General features: G+C 48.0%; 13 protein-coding genes. 4 read left to right on the top strand and 9 right to left on the bottom strand.

Going from position 1 to position 22,092, the window contains the following annotated elements; all coding sequences use genetic code 11:
- Nucleotides 1–337 precede the first annotated feature (337 nt).
- The gene (locus CFT61_RS02985; protein WP_089543100.1) at nt 338–1,615 is read left to right on the top strand and encodes a VapE domain-containing protein; all 1,278 of its coding nucleotides are present in this window, start codon (nt 338–340) and stop codon (nt 1,613–1,615) included.
- 416 nt (nt 1,616–2,031) lie between these two features.
- Nucleotides 2,032–2,451, top strand: coding sequence for a DUF6078 family protein (locus CFT61_RS02980; RefSeq protein ID WP_089543003.1), 420 nt, complete (start codon nt 2,032–2,034; stop codon nt 2,449–2,451).
- A 74-nt stretch (nt 2,452–2,525) separates the two neighbouring features.
- Here the strand turns inward: CFT61_RS02980 and CFT61_RS02975 are convergent, their stop codons facing one another.
- Both CFT61_RS02975 and CFT61_RS02970 read right to left on the bottom strand, forming a co-directional pair.
- Nucleotides 2,526–2,840, bottom strand: a complete 315-nt coding sequence (locus CFT61_RS02975; protein ID WP_089543002.1) for a helix-turn-helix domain-containing protein — start codon at nt 2,838–2,840, stop codon at nt 2,526–2,528.
- Entirely contained in the window at nt 2,840–3,187 is a 348-nt protein-coding gene (locus tag CFT61_RS02970; RefSeq protein WP_089543001.1) for a type II toxin-antitoxin system RelE/ParE family toxin, read from the bottom strand. The genes CFT61_RS02975 and CFT61_RS02970 overlap by 1 nt, the downstream gene beginning before the upstream one ends.
- Nucleotides 3,188–3,566: 379 nt before the next feature.
- Here CFT61_RS02970 and CFT61_RS02965 point away from each other — a divergent pair, with 379 nt between their 5' ends.
- The gene (locus CFT61_RS02965; protein WP_089543000.1) at nt 3,567–6,476 is read left to right on the top strand and encodes an outer membrane beta-barrel protein; all 2,910 of its coding nucleotides are present in this window, start codon (nt 3,567–3,569) and stop codon (nt 6,474–6,476) included.
- Nucleotides 6,477–6,747: 271 nt separating this feature from the next.
- On the opposite strand, the gene CFT61_RS02960 is transcribed toward CFT61_RS02965, so the two are convergent.
- The 7 genes from CFT61_RS02960 to CFT61_RS02930 all read right to left on the bottom strand — a co-directional run bounded on the left by CFT61_RS02960 (nt 6,748) and on the right by CFT61_RS02930 (nt 19,251).
- A complete protein-coding gene (locus tag CFT61_RS02960; protein ID WP_089542999.1) occupies nt 6,748–8,283 on the bottom strand; it encodes a sulfatase family protein in 1,536 nt (511 codons plus the stop codon).
- Nucleotides 8,284–8,294: 11 nt separating this feature from the next.
- Nucleotides 8,295–9,521: an anaerobic sulfatase-maturation protein gene (locus CFT61_RS02955; RefSeq protein WP_089543099.1), complete on the bottom strand. Its 1,227-nt coding sequence runs from the start codon at nt 9,519–9,521 to the stop codon at nt 8,295–8,297.
- 12 nt (nt 9,522–9,533) lie between these two features.
- On the bottom strand, nt 9,534–11,027 hold the full coding sequence (locus tag CFT61_RS02950; RefSeq protein WP_089542998.1) for an arylsulfatase: 1,494 nt from the start codon (nt 11,025–11,027) through the stop codon (nt 9,534–9,536).
- Between the two features lie 59 nt (nt 11,028–11,086).
- Nucleotides 11,087–12,709: a sulfatase family protein gene (locus CFT61_RS02945; RefSeq protein WP_254918833.1), complete on the bottom strand. Its 1,623-nt coding sequence runs from the start codon at nt 12,707–12,709 to the stop codon at nt 11,087–11,089.
- 244 nt (nt 12,710–12,953) lie between these two features.
- Nucleotides 12,954–14,630, bottom strand: a complete 1,677-nt coding sequence (locus tag CFT61_RS02940) for a RagB/SusD family nutrient uptake outer membrane protein (protein WP_089542997.1) — start codon at nt 14,628–14,630, stop codon at nt 12,954–12,956.
- A 28-nt stretch (nt 14,631–14,658) separates the two neighbouring features.
- A complete protein-coding gene (locus CFT61_RS02935) occupies nt 14,659–17,658 on the bottom strand; it encodes a SusC/RagA family TonB-linked outer membrane protein (RefSeq protein ID WP_254918830.1) in 3,000 nt (999 codons plus the stop codon).
- Nucleotides 17,659–18,042: 384 nt separating this feature from the next.
- The gene (locus CFT61_RS02930) at nt 18,043–19,251 is read right to left on the bottom strand and encodes an ROK family transcriptional regulator (protein WP_089542995.1); all 1,209 of its coding nucleotides are present in this window, start codon (nt 19,249–19,251) and stop codon (nt 18,043–18,045) included.
- A gap of 485 nt (nt 19,252–19,736) precedes the next feature.
- Here CFT61_RS02930 and CFT61_RS02925 point away from each other — a divergent pair, with 485 nt between their 5' ends.
- A complete protein-coding gene (locus CFT61_RS02925) occupies nt 19,737–22,082 on the top strand; it encodes a family 20 glycosylhydrolase (RefSeq protein WP_089542994.1) in 2,346 nt (781 codons plus the stop codon).
- The last annotated feature ends 10 nt before the right edge of the window (nt 22,083–22,092 follow it).

The raw sequence follows: 22,092 nt of genomic DNA, 5'->3' as shown, positions 1-22,092 counted from the left end.
GATTTTCCCACGCCTTTTCCCATACACCCTTGGGATTTTTCCCAAATGGAGCGGAATGGGCGTGGGAAAGGATGGAAAATTTGGAAACGCTTTTCCTATTGTGTATCTTTGCACCCGGAGTTGAGAAGACTGGATGGAAGTTTCAGGCTGCGGGTGGATAGAAAGCTACTTTCTAAAACACTCTTCACTCTTCACAAATGCATCGTAAACAGCTAATATACAGTTGATTAGATGCGTGAAGAGTGGCTGCCGACTCTTCACCACTCTTCACCGCTCTTCACCCTCATCAAATTTGAGGGTGAATCACACATTAATTAATAATTTTAAAACCATGATTATGGAAACAAGAAGTAATTTGAAGTCATCTATGATGGCAGGTAATCAATCAGCAATCTACCAGGTAGAGAGCTTTCTGGAGGAGTCTTATCTCTTCCGCAGAAATGTTTTGAACGGAAAGACCGAGTTCTTCTGCATTAAGCCTGAAGAGGAGATGGAGGATTCCGAGGAGAAAGAGTTGGAGAAGAAGGAGGAGAATCCGAAGAAGGTGGAGAGCCTTGAGGAGAAGAACTGGAAGGTTCTTACAGCTGAGGCTTTCAACTCCATTGTTCGTCGCGCCAAGAAATTGGGAATCGGCGAGAAGAAGTCGCCAAGACAGGACATCGAGGAGTACATCAAGTCGGATGCCGTTCCCGTCTTCGACCCTATCCAGGAATACATGAACAAATTGCCGAAATGGGATGGCAAGAACCATGTGGCTGCTCTTTTCGGCAGAATTCCGGGGTTGACCAGCGAACAGCTTGGCTGGTGCGCCACCTGGTTCCGTTCGGCAGTAGCCCATTGGCTGCAGATGGATATGCTGCACGGTAATGAAGCCGTACCGGTGCTTATCGGTCAGCAGGGTTGCGGAAAAAGTACCTTCGCCGTCCGACTGCTGCCCGAGGAACTTCGCCAGTATTTCCTCGACCACATCAACTTCGGCAACAAGTTTGATTCAGAAATGGCGCTCACCCATAATCTTCTGGTGAACATTGATGAGCTTGCCAATATCACCGTAGCCCAGCAGGGCAAGCTGAAGCAGACACTTTCGAAGGTAAAGGTGAATGGTCGCCCTATCTTCGGAAAGAGTCAGGCAGACCGCAGAAGATACGCCTCTTTTCTGGCAACCACCAACGATGAGCATCCACTCTGCGACCCGACGGGAAGTCGCCGTTACCTCTGTCTTCGAGTTTCCGACGGGGAGTTTATAGACAACAGTTCGGTCATCAATTATGACCAGCTCTATGCACAAATGATGTATGAGCTTCGTGATAAGCAGACCCCTTATTGGTTCACCAATGATGAGGTGGCTCGCATCCAGGAATTCAACCAGCCTTTCTTCAAGGTGGATGATCTGGAGACCATGATCAGCTATTGTTTCCGAATGCCGGCAGAGGAAGAGGAAGGTAGATGGATGATTTGTTCCGAGGTTTTCGACGTGCTTCATCTGCAATATCCTATGCTGGTGGGAAATTTGAGCACTAAGATCAAGATAGGTCAAGCCCTCAAGTTTATGGGATGCAAGAGCAGGCATACCAGAAACGGACAGGCCTATCAGCTCCTCGCTCTCTCGGCTTGAGAAAAACGGGGATAAACCGTGGGGAGCCTTTTCTCGATCGGAAGGTGTGAAGAGTGGTGAAGAGTTGTGAAGAGTGGTCGGCCACTCTTCACCTCTCGCAACCCCAGTGTTTATCGGGGTTTCAGGCTAATCTGTGAAGAGTGAAGAGTAAAATGGAGAGCAAGGTTTTTCTATCTCCCGACGTATTGTTTCGTGCTCTATCTCCCGACGTATCGTTTTGTGCCTGGCAATGGCAAGATATTGCCCTGGTAAAGGGCAATATTGTGCCGTAGTGAGGCAATAAACGAAAGGTGCCTCTTTGCCACCCGTCAGGACTATCACGACGACCTCTCAGAGACGTTCCGACATCTCGTAAGTACCATCACACCTTACATATATAATAGACTATAGAATAACTTTTAAAACATCACGCAAATATGAACAAGTACATTCCTTACAACATTACATGCCCATTGGCATCCTGCAGCCGTAGCAACACCTGTGCCCGCTACGCCAATTATCAGAAGGCAAAGGCTGAAGAAGCTTCCTTCATGGTCTTGAATACCGATCTTCTCCAGGTAGAGGGAGAAGTCTGTCCTTATCATCTCGTTTCCGAACGTCAGCGCTGGGCAAGAGGTTTCATCCGTCTCTGCAAATCCATCCCATCGGGCAATGCCAAATATCTGAACGTATATACGCCCTTCACCCAGCGCCGTTTCTACAAGGCAAGGAATGGCGAGTTCCCTCTCAATCCTCAGATGCAGGCAGACCTCCTGGAGATTTTCAAGGAAAGAGGTGCTGACCTCAGTCTGGGGTTCGACAGCTACGAGGAGCAGGATGTGCTGGTAGAGAAGTAAGCGCATTGGATCCGCCAGGCGTCCTGCCTGGCGGGTTTACGCTCTTGGAGACACCTAGGTACTCATACAGTTTGTCACCATAATGCGACTTTGCCAATACCTGCCATTTCAAAGCTGGCAGAGATTCCCATTGCTCTAAAAACTTTGGCTATGGTAGCAAATGTGATATTGTTTCCTTTTTCTATTCTAGAAACTTGTGATTTCTTTACTCCAATTAGTGCTCCAAGTTCCTCTTGAGTCAGATTCTTCGATTGGCGTGCTTTTTTGATAGCTTCTCCCATCAGAAAAGCATTCATGTCTGATTCATATTGATTACGCAATGGTGTACCTTCCTTACCAAGTACTTTATCTAAAGCTTCGTCTTCTGTGTAAAATTTCGTTGTTGCCATTATCTTTTGTTCTTTTCGTTAAAATATTCTCGCCTAATAGACTCTGCCTTTTGAATTTCTTTCGACGGAGTCTTTTGCGTCTTTTTGATTATACCATGGGTTGTAATAACCAATGTATCTGCTTCTGTATCCCAAAAGGCAAAGACTCTATAAATAGAACCATTGTATTTAGTCCTAAATTCCCAAATGTCACTGCCTTTTAGTTTTTTAAAAAGCTCTGTATCTACAACATATTTGCTCTTGTTGATGTTAAACATGATTTTCTCTTTTACTTTATTTTCTAAAGAATTGAGAAATTCAATAACTTCATTAGAGTATATGATTTTAAATTTCGGTCGCTCAAACATATTCTCTTTTTTTATATAATGCAAAAATACAGATTAGTTAGCATATATGTAAACATACACACTTTTTTTTATTCTTTATTAACTATAATTCGCAAGTCTGGGATACGACAGCTACGAGGAGCAGGATGTGCTGGTAGAGAAGTAGTCTCATTTGAACCGCCGGGACGCCTGTCGGGAGACTTTCTTTTTTGATGCCTGGCGGGAAAAGTGCACTTTATACCTATAGTAAAAAAGATAATAATGCCTAAAATGCAGGCGATTATGCTACATTCTAACATAAAAACTGTATCTTTGCAAAATCTATCAGTATATTGGCTGCCTGATGGGGGCAATACGGTAGGTGAAAGAATGTGGTGAATAACAACTAAAATGGTAAAATATGAAATCTATTAACTTGATTATCTTGTTTTTGATGGCTGTATTGCCGACCTATGCTCGTGGCAACCTGCACAATCTGCAGCAACAGCAAGAAAAGAAAAAGAAAGAGCATAAAGTAGAAATTTATGGTGACGTGAAAGATTCGTTTACCCAAGCCTATCTGAAGGCTTTTGTCACGGTGATGGACAAGGACAGCAACGTGATAGATACCATGACTACGAGTGGATGGGGAAAACACCTCTTTTATCATACTCATGTGCCTGCACGTCCTGCTTCTTATATCATCAAGGCTGAGTGTGAAGGCTATGAATCGAAGTGTATCAATCATACCATCAAATACATCGCACGCAATAAAAGTTTCTCATTCCCTTCGCTTTTGCTCAAGAAGAAATTCAATCAGGATGTTGCCCTCGATGACGTGGTGGTGACTGGCACCAAGGTGAAGCTGGCTTACCGTGGCGATACGCTCGTCTTTAACGCCAGTGCATTCAATGTGCCTGATGGTTCCATGCTCGATGCGCTTGTAAGACAGATGCCGGGAGCCGAAATGAAGAGTAATGGCGATATTTACGTGAACGGCAAGAAGATAGATTGTCTGCTCCTTAACGGAAAAGACTTCTTCAAGGGGAAGAACCAGGTGATGCTCGACAATCTTCCTTACTATACCGTAAAGGAACTGAAGGTGTATGACCGTTCTTCTGAAAAAAGCCGACTCATGGGGAAGGAGATGGAGAAGAAAGACTATGTGATGGATGTGGCCTTGAAGCGTGAGTACTCCCGTGGATACATCGCCAACATGGAGGCTGCCGGGGGTAGCGAAGACCGCTATCTGGCTCGTCTCTTCGGACTCTACTACACTGACAATTCACGAATCTCGGTATTTGGAAACCTGAATAACACGAACGAAACAAGACGACCGGGAAGTCAGGGCGACTGGTCGCCTTCCAACAGTCCGCAGGGACAGAAAACTACACGCCAGGTGGGCGTTGACTTTAATACGTCATCGAAGAGTCAGAAAATAAGTGAGCAGGGAAACGTTACGTTTGCTTGGGACAATACGCATGACTTGACTCGCAGTTCGCAGGAGAATTTTGCCTCTATCGGCAATATCTACAGTAGAAGTATCAATGATTCGCGCAGCGATAACCATAGTTTCAACCTCTATAATAACTTCCAGGTGGATGGGAAGTTGGGGGTTTGGTTGGATACCCGTATCGACTACTCCGACAGAAAGTCATCATCGTCAAACCGTAGTGCTACCTATTCTGCCAACCCTAAAAGATGGGGTGATATCAGTCAGACCATCGATTCTACCTTTGCACAGAATGTAAGTGGCAGCCTGTACGACATCATCACCAACCGTTCGCTCTATCAATCACGCTCAAAAGTGCATGCTTTCACTGGTAGTCAGCAAGCTCTGGCGTGGTATAAGTTGCCTTGGGGTGATAGAATCGAACTGAACTTGAGTGGAAGCTATTCCAGCTCTAAGCCAAACGAGTCTTTTAGCCTGAACCGCAATGAGTATTTCAAGACTGGCGAGAAGGACTTGCGTAACTATTACAACGATAGCAGATCGAACAGCTATAATATAAGAGGCAGCTTTAAGTATGGAATAGAAATTCCATATACTAAGTGGACGATGTTGGTTGGTCCAAAGTTTAAGCAAACCTATCAATCGGTAAAGGGCTTGAAATACCGTCTGGACGAGCTGGGCGGCGACTGGATATCCAATCCGGAACTGATGTTTGCTACGCTGCCTTCTAACATGGAGCAGCTTTCGGGGGTGATGGACGAAGATGTGAGTAGAAGCTATCAGACGATGAGAAAGGATACGGGTGCAGAACTTGAATTCCAAAGAAATGCTCCTTCTTCGTTCCTGACTCTATCGCTGAGTCTTTCTAAAGAAAAGGAGCGTATCAATTACCACACATCGGCTCTCGACACGATAGCCAAAAGAAGCCGTATGGTATTCAGACCTACGTTCATGTACGGTTGTTATGACGATAAGAAGTCTATCAGCTTAACTTATTATATGCAGAGTCAGATGCCTGATTTCTTCAGCATCATGCCATACAGAGACAATTCGAATCCGCTGGCGGTGAGGGTGAACAATCCGGACCTGGAGAATTCGCTGTATCATCATTATGATGTAAACATCCGTTTCAACGGACTCAAGAATCAGCAGTATGTGGGATTCTTCGCTACGGGTAATTTCTATCATAATCTTGTGGGTACCCGCACTACTTATAATTCGCAGACGGGTGGCTACACCTATATGAGTGATAATATTGGTGGTGGCGGCAACTGGGATTTCTGGACAACGACATCTTATGGTGTGGCTCTTGACAAGGCCCGTTTGTTCCGTCTGGATTATCGCCTGTGGTTTAACGGTTTGCGCCGCAAGGATTTTGATATAGCTTACGATGATAATTCTACCCAGCTCTGCTATGTGCTCAGAACTGAGTTGGGTAACAGTTTGTACTTCAAGTATCAGAAAGACAAGTTGAGCATCAACTTGGGTGGAAAGGTGGAGTGGAAGCATGGTACGAGCGACCGCAGCAATTTCGAGAAATTGAATGCCTATGATTTTGAGTATGGTGGCAACATGACTTACACCTTGCCTCTGGGCATTTCGCTCTCTACCGACCTGAAGGAATATTGCAGGCGTGGTTACAGCGAGAAGTCGTTTAATACCAGTGATCTGGTATGGAATGCCTCGCTAGCCCGTTCGTTCTGCAAAGGCAAGCTGACGCTGAAGGCAGAGGCCTTTGATATTCTTCAGAATCTCTCGAGCACCGTGTATGAGGTGGGCGGCCAGGGCAAGACAGAGAAATGGAACAATACCCTGCCAAGCTATGCCATGGTGCATTTGATGTATAAATTCAGTAAAGCGCCTAAGAATAAGAAATAATTGTGGGGACTATGAGGCGGGGTGTGGCATAAGTCACACCTGGCACGCCCTGAAAGGGCAGAAGCTCCTAGCCCAGGGCAATCGCCCTGGGCTATTATGATGCAAACCTGTCGCCCTGTAAGGGCAAAAGCTTTCAAATACCTGACAATTTATAAAGCTTTTGCCCTTTCAGGGCGCTTTGTTGACTGCTATTATACCCAGGGCGATTGCCCTGGGCTAGGAGCTTCTGCCCTTTCAGGGCGTGTGGGGAAAAACGTTAGCGCAGATTTTATTATCTTACTCTTCTCAAGATGTTCTGCAGCTCATAAACGATGCTAGGATGAGTATCGGCTACATTATCCTGCTCATAGAGATTGTCGGAGATGCGGTAGAGCTGAGGAAGAGGATCGTTGCCGGTCTCTATCTTCGGGCCCCACTTGATCATCTTCGAACCATCGTTCGGCTCGATGTATTTCCACTCCTTGGTGCGAATGGAAAGTACATGGTTGCTCGACATTTCGGCTACCCATGGACGATGGGTGGTGTCGGTGCCGAGCAGATTGCCAAGATGGTTCCTGCTGTCTGGCGCACTGCCCTTAGGGAAGGTGGCACCAATCAGTTTGCCGAATGAAGCCATGAAGTCAATCTGTGACATCAGAACATCGGAGGTCTGACCCGCCTTCACGTTCTTTGGCCAACGCACGATGACCGGAATCGCCGTACCACCCTCGAAGGCACTGTATTTGTTGCCGCGCCAAGGACCCGCTGGCTTGTGACCATTCAGGAGTTCTTCTGCCTGATCCTGATAACCGTCATCTACCACAGGACCATTGTCGCTGGTCAGCAATACGATGGTGTTATCCGCAATACCCAACTTATCCAGAGTCTCCATAATCTTACCCACCGACCAGTCGAACTGCACGATGGCATCGCCACGAACACCCATGGTGCTCTTTCCACGGAAACGCTCGTGTGGGAAACGAGGCACGTGGACATCATTGGTGGCAAAATAGAGAAAGAAAGGATTGTTGCTGTTCTTCTTGATGAAGTCGATGGCATGGGTAGTGATGGAATCGGCGATGTTCTCGTCTTTCCACAACGCCTTACCGCCACCCTTCATATAACCGATTCTGCCGATGCCGTTCACGATAGACATATTGTGGCCGTGGCTCGACTTCATATTATAGCACAACTCAGGGTTGTCCTTTCCGGTAGGTTCGCCAGGAAAGTTTCTGTAATAGCTTACCTCGATAGGAGCCGACGGATCGTAGTTAGCCACCTTGCCATCTTCTATGAATACACAAGGTACACGGTCGGCTGTGGCAGCCATGATGTAATGATGGTCGAAGCCGATATCTGCCAGGGCTGACGGCAATGGGGCATTCCAGTCCTGCTTGCCAGTCTCGGCACCCAAGCCCAGATGCCACTTGCCGATGGCACAGGTAGAATAGCCTACGCTCTTGAACATATCTGCCATGGTAAACTGGGTAGGCTTGATAATCATGCCTGCATCGCCCGGAGCCACATCGGTGCCCGGCTTGCGCCACGCATATTCGCCCGTGAGCAGAGAGTAGCGGGATGGGGTACTGGTAGAGGCGATGGCGTGGGCATCGGTGAAACGGATTCCCTGCTTCGCCAGCTTATCCACATTCGGTGTCTCTACGTTTTTGGCACCATAGCATCCCAGGTCGCCATAACCCAGGTCATCGGCAAGGATGATGATGACGTTAGGCTTCTGCTGATTGCTTGCCTTCGCCTTCCTGGCTCCCATCGCAGCCGTGCAAGCCAGCGGCGACAGCAGGGCGATGGTGATATAAGTCTTGTTCATAATGATAATCGTTAGTTATTTTTTAAAACATTCATGATGTTGGCTGGTGGACGCTGGGCGAGGAGTTCCCGCTTCATGAAGTCCATATAGGGAGCTACATACGAATAATACTGGTAGTATCCCTGACAGAGATAGTTCAGTCCCGGCTCTCCATACTTGTCTTTCCCAAACCGGTTCTTCGGACATTCACCATGACAGGCAAACTCCATGTCGCACTCCTTGCACTGGCGGGGCAGCGAGGTATGTTTCAACCGGCTGAATGCCTGCTGCTTCTCGCCGTAAAGCATGTCGATGAGCGACTGCTCCCGGATGTTTCCCAGTTTGTATTCCGGAAAGACGAAGTGGTCGCAGGAATACACATCGCCATTGTGTTCCATCACGCCCGCATGACCGCACTCCTTGGAATAAGCGCAGATGCCCGGCAGCACACCCATCCAGTTGGCAAGCGTGCAGTCGAAGATTTCCACAAACATCTTACCCACATCGTGGCGCACCCAGTCGTCAAAGATGGTGCAGAGGAAGTTGCCCCATTGTGCCGGGGTTACGGAAGCATCTGCAAGCGGAATCTCCCGGTCGTCGGCAAGACTCGCCAGGGTGCGACCGTCTTCATGCTCGGTGAGTCGCTCCACGATAGGGGTAAACTGCAGGTACTGGCAACCGTTGTCTCTGAAGAAATGATAGAACTCCAGCGGATGCTCTGCGTTATAGGCGTTGACCACCGCCATAGCATTCCATTCCACCCGATGTTTCTTCAGCAGGCTGATGCCCTGCATCACCTTTTCCCAGGAAGGCTTTCCGGCAGGAGTTACGCGATAGTGGTCGTGATACTCCTGGGGACCGTCGATGGAAATGCCTACCAGCCAATGGTTCTGTGCAAAGAACTCGCACCATTCATCGGTGAGGAGAGTGCCGTTGGTCTGGATGACATTGTCTATCTGTTTGCCGTGGGCGTACTTCTTCTGAAGCGCCAGCGCCTTCCTGTAGAAGTCGAGGGAGCGCATTAGTGGCTCGCCTCCGTGCCAGGTAAAGAGCACCTGGGGCATGGTCTGTGCCTCGATGTACTCCCGGGTGAATTGCTCCAGCATCTCATCGGTCATCAGATGTCGGGGAGTGTTCTGGTAAAGATGGTTCTTTTCCAGATAATAACAGTATTTGCAAGCCAGGTTGCAATGGGCGCCTGCGGGCTTTAGCATCACATACAGGGGCTTGGCAAATGGAGTTGCTATGTTGTCGTTCATCATTTTTTCTTTTTAAAACTTAGGCAGGGTAATCTTGAAATCCTGGTTGTCTCTGTGCTCCTTCTGGATGGCAGCCAGGAGTTCCTTTACGATTTCAGGATGCTCTGCCGCTACATTATGATCTTCGTGGATATCCGATGCCAGGTTGTAGAGACGTGGCTCGCCCTTTACCACTACCATCTTCCAGTCGCCCTTTCTCACGCCAATCTGGTCGGTCTCGTGGAATTCCCAGTAGAGATAGTCGTGGTGCTTCTGTTCGGCATCCTTGCCCAGAAGGGTAGGAGCGATGGAGATTCCGTCGAAACCATCACCTGCCAGTTTCTTGTTGGTGTAGCGCTTGGCGAAGTTCTTGATTCCGGCAAGGTCGCAGAAGGTTGGCATCAGGTCGTAGAAGGCAAACTGGGTATCATTTACGCTGCCCGCCTTGATATGCTCTGGCCACCAGGCGATGAACGGGATGCGGATTCCGCCCTCGTAACACTGGCGCTTCAAGCCCTTCAGCTTGCCGTCGCGACCGAAGAACTTTGGATCGGCGCCGCCCTCCTCGTGAGGACCGTTGTCCGAGGTAAAGATCACCACGGTGTTCTTGTCGAGACCCTTCTCCTTCAGCTTGGCGAAGATTTCGCCTACATACTGGTCAAGACGGGTAATCATTCCGGCAAACTGGGCGTGGGTATGAACCACGGCGTTGTATCGGGAACCTTCCTGTCCGCCCCAGGTCTTGTCCTCGAAGAACTTCTTCTGATAGTTCTCCAGGATGGAATCCTCCGGCTGAGCCAGTTCGGCATGAGGCAGGGTATAGGTGAGGAAGCCTACGAATGGATGCTTACTGTCCTGACGGTCGATCCACTCCAGTGCCTTGTCGTGGATGATGCGGGCAGAATACTGGTTGCGCTTGAAATAATCCTTGCCGAACATCGGATACTGGATGTTCTGCTCCATGATTTCTCTCACCACCGCCGTATCTCCCAAAGCCTTGCTGTAGCGGTTGAGGAAGTTAGGATAATAAAGGTGTGCCTGGAACTGGCAGATGTAGCCGTAGAATTCATCTATGCCACGCTTGTCGGGAGTAGAGGCAGAACCTTCGTATCCGCCTGCCCACTTGCCGAAGACTCCGGTGCGATACCCCTTGTCCTTCAGCATCTCCGGAAGAATCTTATGCTGCGGGTCGTAAGGTTCCTGACCCACAACAGAAAAGTCCTCATTTACTCCATACTTCACCATTGGCACGTTTCTCCAGTACTCCTTGTTGCCTCTTACGTGGGTATGACCGGTATGCTGACCCGTCATGATGGTAGCACGTGATGGGGCTGAAACCGGCGAACCGGCGTATGCCTGGGTGAACCGCATACCCTCTCTTGCCATCTGGTCGATGTTGGGGGTATGGATGTAAGGCTGACCATAGCAGGCTAGATCGCCATATCCCATATCATCGCAGAGGATGAAGAGGATGTTGGGCTGCTGTACGTTCTGCTTGGCGCACACCAGAGTAGGCAGGCAAATCATACCTACCCCAGTGAGCCATATTGTCTTGTTTGTCTTCATAAAATTCTGTTTTTTTAAATCTATTCATCTACCTTTAGATTCTTGCGGTAGTTGGCGAGCAACTTCTTCAGTTCCTTTTCAATCTTCTGAGTGCCTGGCTTGCCGTAGATATTGTGCAGCTCGTTAGGGTCGCTCTTGATATCATACAACTCCCAGTAGTCGATGTCGGCATCATCGGTGAAGTAGTTGATAGACTTGAGGGCATTGAAGCAGTTGTTCTCTCTAGTGCCTGGCTGACCCTGGTACTTGTTTTCTACCACGGCTCTCTCGCCACCCTTGCCGTAGAAGTGAATCAGCTTGTAGCGCTCGGTGCGCACACCGTCGTGCTTGCGGACAAGGTGATAGGTAGGGTAATCATAATAATGATAGTACAGGCTCTTGCGCCACTTCTTGACAGGTGCTCCGGCAAACAGAGGCTGGAGTGAAGTGCCAGGCATGTACTTAGGCTTCTGCAAACCAGCCAGGTCGAGGAAGGTAGGAGCGAAGTCGATGTTCTGAACCATCTGGTTGCACTCGCTTCCCTCCTTGATGTGCTTAGGATAGCTGATGATGAGCGGTGTATGGAATGACTCCTCGTACATGAATCGCTTGTCGAACCATCCGTGCTCGCCCATGTAGAATCCCTGGTCGGATGTATAGACGATGATGGTGTTGTCTGAGAGATTGTTCTTGTCGAGGTAATCCAGCAGTCTGCCCACGCTCTCATCTACTGAGGCAATCACGGCCATATAGTCGCGGATGTAGTTCTGGTATTTCCACTCGATCAACTCCTTGCCGGTCAGGTTCTTGCTCAGGAACTCACGGTTTCTTGGCATGTAGTAGGCATCGATGATGGCACGCTGCTGTGGAGTCATACGGTTCATCTCGCCCATCAGTCCGGCATAGGAATCTCTTCCTTCTGGAGTAGAAGGATCGTACATCTCAGGAACCTTCAGGTCGCGTACCATCTCCATATACTTGTCGATAGACATCTTCTGGGTGGATGCAGCAGAACCACGGGTCTCGTAATCATCCCAGAAAGTCTCTGGCAACGGGAAGTTGACGTTGGCATACTTGCTTACATACTTGGTGTTAGGCATCCAGAGACGGTGAGGTGCCTTGTGGTGAACCAGCAGACAGAATGGCTTGTTCTTGTCGCGGTTGTTCAGGTACTCGATAGCATGGTCGGTGATGAGGTCGGTGGCGTAGCCCATCTCCTGCTTGAAGTTACCGTACTGGCCGGTAGAAGCGAAGGTTGGGTTGTAGTACTGACCCTGGTCATCCAGAACATGATAGTAGTCGAATCCCTTCGGACTGCAGGACATGTGCCACTTGCCCACTACGGCAGTAGAATAGCCTGCTCCCTGCAGCAGTTCTGAGAAGAAGGTCTTGGTAGAGTCGATACCCTCGGCAAGCTGGCGCTGTCCGTTCTGGTGACTGTAAAGACCCGTCATCAGGCACGCACGGCTTGGAGTAGAGAGAGAGTTCTCCACGAAAGCCTCGTTGAATTTCATTCCCCTTTCAGCTAGGCGGTCGATGTTAGGTGTTGGTGCCAATTTGGAGATTGGACTACCGTATGCGCTGATGGCTTGCATGGCATGGTCATCACACATAATGTACAAGATGTTTGGTCGTTCTCCCTGAGCGAAGAGCGACAGCGGCATTACCTGCAAGGCAGCGAATGCCAGTAATGAACGATTGAGTTGATTTCGGTTGTTATTCATCATGATTCTGGTGATATGTAGTTAATAATGAATGAATTGTTGATAAAGATAGTAGAGGTTGATAAAATGCTAAAAAGAGGGGGCACCACGAATGGCGCGCCCTCTTCAATTTTAACCTGAACCCAACAATTTCTTCAAGAGAAACTGTTGAGTTATTCTTATAATAAACAAACCTAGCAAGCTTTTATCTCTTCAGGTTAGGGTTCTTCTCAACGTCTGTTGTTGGGTAAGGACAGTAAATTCTATCCTCTGTCCAAGAACCAGAAACTGTAACTTGCTCCTTAGCTGTAATGTCCTTACCCTTAGCATCTTTTGCAATAAAGAGAGGAGCATTAGCAACGCGGTAGTCGAAGTTCTTCTTCAACTCGTTCATACGAAGCTCGTCAGAACGGCGGGTAACCATAGATACCCAGTTGCCGGCAACTTCCCATCCGTGCTCAATGTAGCAAGCCTCAGCCAGCTGCTCTGCATTCATATCGGCAATCTTCACGGTAGTACCATTGCTTAAAGTAACGTTCTCAACATCGTTTACGGCACGGCTGCGAACCTGACGGAGGCACTCCTTAGCCTTAGCCAAGTCGCCACCAGAGCGAGCTGCGCTCTCAGCATACCAAAGAAGAATCTCAGAGTAACGGATGAGGTTGTGACGACGGTCGTTAACCATTCCACCCCAGTTAGGAGCCAGGTAATCATAAGCCTGACGGAGCATGTTGCCATTCTCATCTGAGTTAACGGTGAAGATACAGAACATTGGGTGATAAGCTTCAACCTCAGGTGTCTTTCCATCTTCTTTAAGAGCCCACCAATCTACAACCTTAGTAATAGTGTTTCCATCCTGGAATGTTACCTTAGGAGCGTAGATAGCATTCTTGCGAGCACCCTCTGGGAATCTCTTCCAGAATGCGATTTCACCCCAGGCATCACCCCAGCCACCATCGCCGAGACCTTCGAAACGGCAGCAGGAAGAAAGCTGAGAGTCATGATCCCACCAACCACGAGCGTCGTTGTTGATGCCAAGCACAGTTTCCATGTTGTAGTTGTTGCCCATAGAGTAAACATCCTTCCACTCTGGGTTCAGGATGAAACCGTAAGAACCATTGTTGTCGATGACAGACTTAGCCTGCTCTGCAGCGAGCTTGTAGTACTCTGTACCCTTGTTGAGTGGGTAGCCAGCCATAGACATATAAACTGCTGACAGGGTAGCCTGTGCAGCCTGCTTTGTAGTCCAGACATCTACACCGAACAAGCGGCTAGGTTCCTTCTCATATTTAGTAGGAAGCTCGTTTACAGCAGCCTTCAAGTCAGAAACAATCAGTTCATATACCTTTTCTACACTTGATGGAGCAACCTCCAACTGTGAAACGTCGGTACCGGTAATCAATGGCACTGGACCAAATACACGTACCAGATAGTAGTAAGCGTATGCACGCCAGAAATGTGCATTACCCAAAGCTACATTGATCTTATCCTGAGCAACAGGAGCCTTGCTTGCACTCTCAGTAATCAGGTTGGCTGCCTTGATTACTGAATAGTGCTGGTTCCAGGCATCAGTTACACCCTTGTTGGCACCATCAGATGCAAAAGCATCGAGGGCTGCACAAGCCTGCTTGTTAGAACCTGGGTTGGCTGTGATATCATCACCCTGCCACTGAGGGTACATAGGGTTGGTCCAGCTCTGTGTCTGGTTTACTCGGTCATACAGCGCATTAACACTTGCTGTCAGGTCATCTTCGCTATTGAAGAAGTTATCTGGGGTCAACTGTCCCTTAGGTTCCTCATCCAGGAAGTCTCCGCAAGAAGAGAAAGTAAGCAAGGATGCTGCCATGAGACAACCCATATATAATAATTTTCTAGTTCTCATAATTATTCCAGTTTTTAGATGATTGAAGTTAGAAGTTTACACGTACGCCCATTGTGATGGTACGAGGATTAGGGTAAGCACCCATATCCAAACCGTTATCACGGTCAACACCATTATCACTGAATGATGCACCAGCTGGGTCGATACCCTTATAGCCGGTAATGGTGAAGAGGTTCTGAGCTGAGAGAGAGAGACGGATGTCTGCAATCTTTGTCACGCTGCGTGGGAATGTATAAGCAATGCTGATATTCTCGCAACGGAGGTAATCTGCATTCTCCAACCACTTGTCTGAGTTACCATATGTCTTGTTCTCGGCACCTACTGTTGGCATGGTGATTCCGATGTTGTTGAAGTAATCCTTATCGGTTACGAACATAGAGGCACCTACCATTGAGTTCATGGCGTAACGTACCATGTTCAAACGCTTAGCTCCGAAGGCTGCATTGAAGAATACGTTGAAGTCCCAGTTCTTGTAGCTTACGGTGTTGTTCCATCCCAAGGTAACGTCTGGGTTTGAACGGCCTAATACGAAGCGATCCTTTGAAGCATCTGGAGTAGCGGTGGTTCCGCCGTCTGCTGTGTAATAGGTATCAATCCACTCGCCCTTGTCGTTCTTCTGCAAACCAGCCCACTTGAAGCCGTAGAATGTACCGATTGCCTCACCTTCCTTGATGATGGTACATGGGTCAACAGTACCTGGTGAAGGGCTGGTACCATAGAGGATAGGAGAATCTGCTGTCAACTTGGTTACCTCGTTCTTGATGTAGCTGGCATTCAGGGTTGATGACCATGACCAGTCCTTGGTCTGGATAATCTGTGCATTGATGGTTGCATCGATACCCTTGTTGCTTACCTCACCGGCATTTACCCAGTAAGATGTGCCACCCAGGTAACCTGGAGCTGATGTGGTAAGGAGGGCATCCTTGGTCTTCTTGTCGAAGTAGTCTAAGCTGATGTTCAAGCGGTTGCCGAAGAAACCGAGGTCAACACCGAGGTCAAACTGGTGAACCTTCTCCCATGTCAAGTCTGGTGTAGCAAGACCATTTGCCCAGTAACCTGTATATGACTGATTGGTACCGTATGTGAAACCGGTTGTACCCAATGAACCGAGAGTAGAATATGGAGAGATATCCTGGTTACCGATGATACCGTAGCTGGCACGGATCTTCAAGTACTCTACTGCATCCTTGATTGGCTCCCAGAACTTCTCGTTAGAGATGGTCCAAGCTGCAGCTGCTGATGGGAAGTAACCCCACTTCTTGTTGGTGAAACGGCTAGAACCATCCGCACGGAAGGTACCGGTCAGCATATAACGGTCTGCATAGTTGTACATAACGCGAGCTACACCTGAAAGCATGGTCCACTTGCTGTAACCGTTGCTAGGAGTCTTGGAAGCTGCATCTGCAATGTTCCAGTAACCCAACTGCTCGTGAGCAATACCTGTACCAGTCATACCCATGCGGCGAACCTCGTTAGAGGTAACTTCCCATACACCTGTTGCTGTCAAACCATGATCACCCCACTTGTTGCTGTAAGTCAAGTTGTTGGTTGACTGCAAAGCGGTAACGGTAGCATCGTTGTTGCCCATGTTGTTACCTGCTGCGTTCACCTTGGTAGATGTGAAGCTGTACCACTTGTAATCGTTATAGTCGATACCGTTGGTGGTGGTGAAGGTCAAGCCCTTGAGAAGGTTGAACTTCAAGTCAACGTGACCAGTAACCATAGTACGCTTGCGATCGTTCTGGCTGTCGTGGAGAATACCGTAAGGGTTGTTCTGGATGTTGTTGTATGGGTCCAGGTTGTACTTGCCGTTGGCAGCCATCATCTCCATGGTAGGAGAGTAGTTCAAACCTACCCAGATAGGGTTAGACTGGTTCTGGGCGAAGCCAGCACCAGAGTTGTCTGTCTGAGCAAGGTTGAGGTCGGCTGTCAACTCCAACCAGTCGAATACCTTATTATGAATGTTTGCCTTGATAGCGTAACGTCTAGACTTGGTGTCAACGATTACACCTTTCTGATCCATCAGGTTGGCAGAGAAGTAAGTCTGTGTCTTCTCGTTACCCTGTGACAAGGCAACCTTATAGTTCTGAGTAATACCTGTCTGGAGCAACTGATCCATCCAGTCGATACCTGGCTTTGTACCATTCAAATAATCCTGTACAGCGCTCTGAGCCACACCCTTGTGGTCAACCAAAGCCTGTGCATACTGCTTGGTACCCATTACCTCTGGGATGTTGTAAGCGTTAGAGAAACCGAAGCTGCCATCGAAGGTAACCTGGGGTGCACCTGCCTTACCGCTCTTGGTCTGTACCATCACAACACCATTGGCACCGCGGGCACCATAGATAGCGGTAGAAGAAGCATCCTTCAATACCTGAATGCTCTGGATATCCTCAGGGCTGATACCCTCAAGACCTGTCTCGCGAACGATACCATCTACTACGTAGAGAGGGTCGTTGCTCTTGTTTACTGAGCTGGCACCACGAACACGAATCTTCATAGAACCACCAGGTACGCCGCTAGACATAACCTGTACACCAGACATACGACCGTTGAGGGCATCCTCAACACGTGCAACCGGCTGATCCTTGAAGCTCTTGCCTTCCATCACAGCAACAGAACCTGCCAAGTCTGCCTTCTTTACTGTACCGTAACCGATGACTACAGTCTCCTCGAGTACGTTGGCGTCGTCTTGCAAAGTGATGTCTAATGGAGTTCCGTTCCAAGTGATTGTCTGGGCCTTGTAACCTACGTAAGTAATAGTGAGCTTAGCGCCCTTAGTCAAATTGTTAAGGACGAAGTTACCATCAAGGTCGGTCACAGTACCGCCGGTCTTGCCATCGATACGGATGGTAGCACCAATGATAGGCTCGCCAGAAGCGTCCTTTACAGTACCTTTACATGAGTTTTGCTGCTGGGTAGCGGTTGCAATTGCTGAATTGCTCTGAGCTGCCAATGCAGTGACAGTGCTTAGTGGTGACATAGCACCCAAGAGCGCTGCAAAATACAAATTTGCTCTTTTGTTCATAGGATATTATTGTTTATGGTTTTTTATATCATTTATTATTGTCAGCTACTACTTCTTCTTGAGTAGTTTATATGATCGTCAGCTATTTATCTTTAGCTTTGTTGTTGTCTTTAGAAAGAGGGTGCGCCATCGGTTGGCGCACCCCCCCCTTGTAATTCGTATCATTACCCCCTTACAAGGAAGTAACATTGAACTCAGATTTGCTGCAAACTACAATTTGCCCCTTTGTGTCATAGGTCATTTTAAATTGTTCTCATATAGGTGTAGTAATATTTGCATTTTTTGTCATCAAGCTAAAAGCTAGAATGCAGCGGATAATGTTGATATATGGGCACCTATTCGCGCCGCCTAAGACGATGCAGATGCCGCTAGTCGTGATAGGTTTTATATTGTAAGCAACTTCTGTCGAGCTATCAGACACGCTCCGATGACACCGGCCTGGTCTTTCAGCTCAGAAGTGACGATTTGTGAATCTTCGTTCATGACGTTGAGCGAATACTTCTTGATTCCCATGTTCACTGGCAGGGTGAGATAATCGCCTGTGACAGACATTTCTCCGCCGATGACCAGCATCTCTGGGTTGAATATATTGATGATGCCTGCCAGTTGCTTGCCCAACTCATCTGCGATGTGTTGCAGGGTGGCGAGGCTCAGTACATCTTCCTTAGCGATGGCATCCATGATGTCTTCCAGCGTGAGCTCCTCTTTCTGCTTGAGTACCTTGTCTGAGAGAATGGATGGCTTGCCTGCCAGGATATTCTCCGTTAGTTTTCTCTTGAGCGCTCTGCCCGATACTTCTGTCTCCACGCAGCCGATCTTGCCGCAATGGCAGATGATGTTGTTGTTGTAGGCAGTCATGTGACCGAACTCTCCAGAATATCCCGACTTGCCGTAGTACAGCTTGCCGTCGATGATGATTCCGATGCCCAAACCCCAGCATACGTTGACGAAGATGACATCTTTCTTACCTTTACAGCATCCTTTGATAAACTCTCCGTAGGTCATACTGCGGGAATCGTTCTCGATGCAGGTTGGAAGTTCCAACAGCTCTGTGAGCTTCTCAGCCAGAGGATCTTCCAGGAACGTGAACATGTTGTAAGCTCTTCCTTCCAGAGGCCTCACGCGTTCTGCTACGTTCACGCAAACTTCCAGGATTTCTTCTCTTTTAATAGGTAGATTGTCGATAAAGACATTAATAATCTTTCCCATCTCGGCAAGGCTCTCAGGCGTATTCTCATACACATAAGGAACTTTCTGCTTCTCTGTGATCAGATTGCCGCAGAAGTCGCTCACTGCCAAAGCGAGGCAGTCCATTTCCGGGTTCACACCAACAAAGTAACCTGCGGTAGGCTCCAGGTCGTAAACCATCGGGATTCGGCCAGCGGAATCGGCTTTCTTTCCGATCTCCCTGACAAGTCCCTGTCCCATCAGTTCATTCAGAGCGTTCGTCGTTGTCGGGAGGCTCACCCCTATACCCTTTGATAATTCAGGTATGGTAGAAGCACCCTTTGCTATGAACTGCTCTAGTAGTCGTCTAGGAACAGAAGGTTTTCGGTTGATGTTCTTAATATATTTTATTATGTCTTTAGCCATAACTAAAATTTTTTTGTTGCAAAGATACTCTTTTTTAAGTTTGGTACAATGATTTGCGAGTTAATAAAACTTAATTGGGGCTATTTTTTTGCAAATTTCCTCTTCGGAGCTTCGTGATTTAGTATTATACCTATTTATATATAGAGACATAAGAGTGATTTTATCTGCAATCATTTCAGCAACAGATAAACCCTATGTAGCCATAACTGATTGATATAATGGTAAAAACGACACTTATTAATAGCCGCTTCTTGTCAATAAACTAAAAAAATAAAAGCCTTTTAGATTTATTAACCTAAAAATGATGGAACTAATTAATAAAAGACGTATCTTTGCAAAATAAAATATTTTATTAAGTATTCAACTAAAAATAAAAGATATTATTATCGAGGTTTCTAACTAACATTAATATATATCTACTTTGCCTTCCAGCCGCAAAAAAGCTGGGAGGCAATCATTGCAACTAACACAATATTCAACTTTATATGAAGAAAATCAACAAATTCTTAGGTTCGTTGGCAGCTTGCGCAGCGATGTTGGGGGGAGTCTCAACTCAGGCTGTAGCTGCAGATATTAATATTATCCCTGTGCCAGTGAAAACACAGGTGCAGAAGGGTGAGTTTGTATTGCCTCAAAAGGTAGTGATCTCTTATCAGACTGCGGATGGCAAGAACATCGCAGAGTATATGGCTGATAAGCTGAAGGCATCTACCGGCTATGATGTAACCGTAGGCGGAAAGAAGGGAAATATCTCTATCCAGATTTCTCCTTCCATGAAGATGGCTGAGGAAGGCTATCGCCTTACAGTTACCAGCAAGGGCGTAGTAATCAAGGCAAAGACCGGAAAGGGTGCTTTCTATGGTATGCAGAGCTTCATGCAGCTCTTGCCTGCACAGGTGGAGAGCGCTACCAAGGTGAGTGGCGTGAAGTGGGTGGCTCAGTGCTGTGACATCCAGGATGCTCCTCGCTTCGGCTACCGTGGCTTCCATCTCGATCCATGCCGTCACTTTATCACCGTAGAAAACGTGAAGAAGCAGCTCGACATCATGTCTATGTTCAAGGTAAACACCATGCACTTCCACCTCACTGAGGACCAGGGCTGGCGTATCGAAATCAAGAAATATCCTGAGCTGACTTCCATCGGCGGCTATCGCCTCCAGGGTGACGGTTCTACCTATGGCGGTTTCTATACACAGGAGGAAATCAAGGACATCGTGGATTATGCAGCCAAGCGCTACATCACCGTGATTCCTGAAATCGACCTTCCTGGCCACATGATGGCAGCAATCGCTGCTTATCCATCTCTCTCCTGCAAGGGTGAGCAGTGGACTCCTAGAATGGTTTGGGGTGTTGAGGATATCGTGATGTGTCCGGGTAAGGAAGATATGTTCCGCTTCTTGGAGGATATCGTTCGCGAGGTGGTGCCTCTCTTCCCTGGCAAGTATTTCCACATCGGTGGCGACGAGTGCCCTAAGACCAGCTGGAAGAACTGTCCTGCCTGCCAGAAGCGCATCGAGGCTGAAGGCTTGCAGGCTGACGGCAAGCACTCTGCTGAGGAAAGACTCCAGAGCTACGTGATCAAGCGCATGGAAAAGATGCTGGCTAAGTACGGCAGAAAGATCATCGGCTGGGATGAAATCCTCGAAGGTGGTTTGAGTCCTGAGGCTACCGTGATGTCTTGGCGTGGTACATCTGGAGGTATTTCGGCTGCTTTGCAGAAGCATGACGTAATCATGACTCCTGGTAGCGGCGGTTTGTATCTCGACCATTATCAGGGCGACTACAAGATTGAGCCGGTTACTATTCCTAGTGCTCCTGCTTATCTCTCTAGAACATATAACTATGAGCCTGTGCCTGATACCATCAAGTCTCTGGGACTGGAGAAGCATATCCTCGGTGTGCAGTGCAACAACTGGTCGGAGTATATGTACACCAATGCCAAGATGGAGTATCAGATGTATCCTCGCTCTCTCGCTCTCGCTGAGATTGCATGGTCACCAGCCAAGAAGAAGAACTTCACAGACTTCGCCCGTCGTGTAGATGCCAACAGTGTCCGCCTGGATGAGCGCCACGTACGTTATCATATCCCATTGCCTGAGCAGCCATACGGTTCTTGCGACAAGGTAGTGATTACAAAGGATACCGTAGTTACCTTCCAGACTTCACGTCCGGTGAAGATGGTCTATACCTTGGATGGTACTACTCCAACTCCAGCTTCTGCTGTCTATACCGAGCCTATCAAGGTGAGCGGCAACATGACCATCAAGATTGCTACTGCATTGCCTTCTGGAAAGATGAGCAAGGTGAGAACCATCGACGTAGAGAAGCAGAACTATGCTCCTGCTGTGAATGTAAGCGATACCAAGGCTGGCTTGCAGCTGCGCCGTATCAAGGGTAATTATTTGAAGGTAAACCAGTTGGATTTTGCTGATGCTGAGTGGCAGGACTGCGGTACTGTTACCAACCTGAACAAGATGAAGGTGAGCCAGCCAGATGATGCTGCTACCCTGCGTGGTGCCAACAACTATGGTGCGATTGCTGAGGGATTCATCAATGTTCCTGAGGATGGTGTTTACTATCTCTCTTCCCGCATGGAGCAGGTTTGGATTGACAACAAACTCGTGATCAACAATGAGGGTGCCGTAAAGGCTGGTACCAACAGCGACAATGCTGTAGCTTTGGCTAAGGGTCTGCATCCAGTGAAGTTCGTTTATCTCTGCAATATCGTTGGTGGATGGCCATCTTGGTGGAGCAACCTCAACCTCGAAATGCGCAAGGATAATCAGAAGAAGTTCACATCAGTAGAGGGAACTCAGTATTTCCACAAATAATTGAATTAAG

Origin of the sequence: Segatella copri (assembly GCF_002224675.1) — a bacterium.
Lineage (GTDB): Bacteria > Bacteroidota > Bacteroidia > Bacteroidales > Bacteroidaceae > Prevotella > Prevotella copri_U.
Note: the sequence above shows the minus strand (reverse complement) of the source record. Positions and strands in the feature narration are given on the sequence as shown.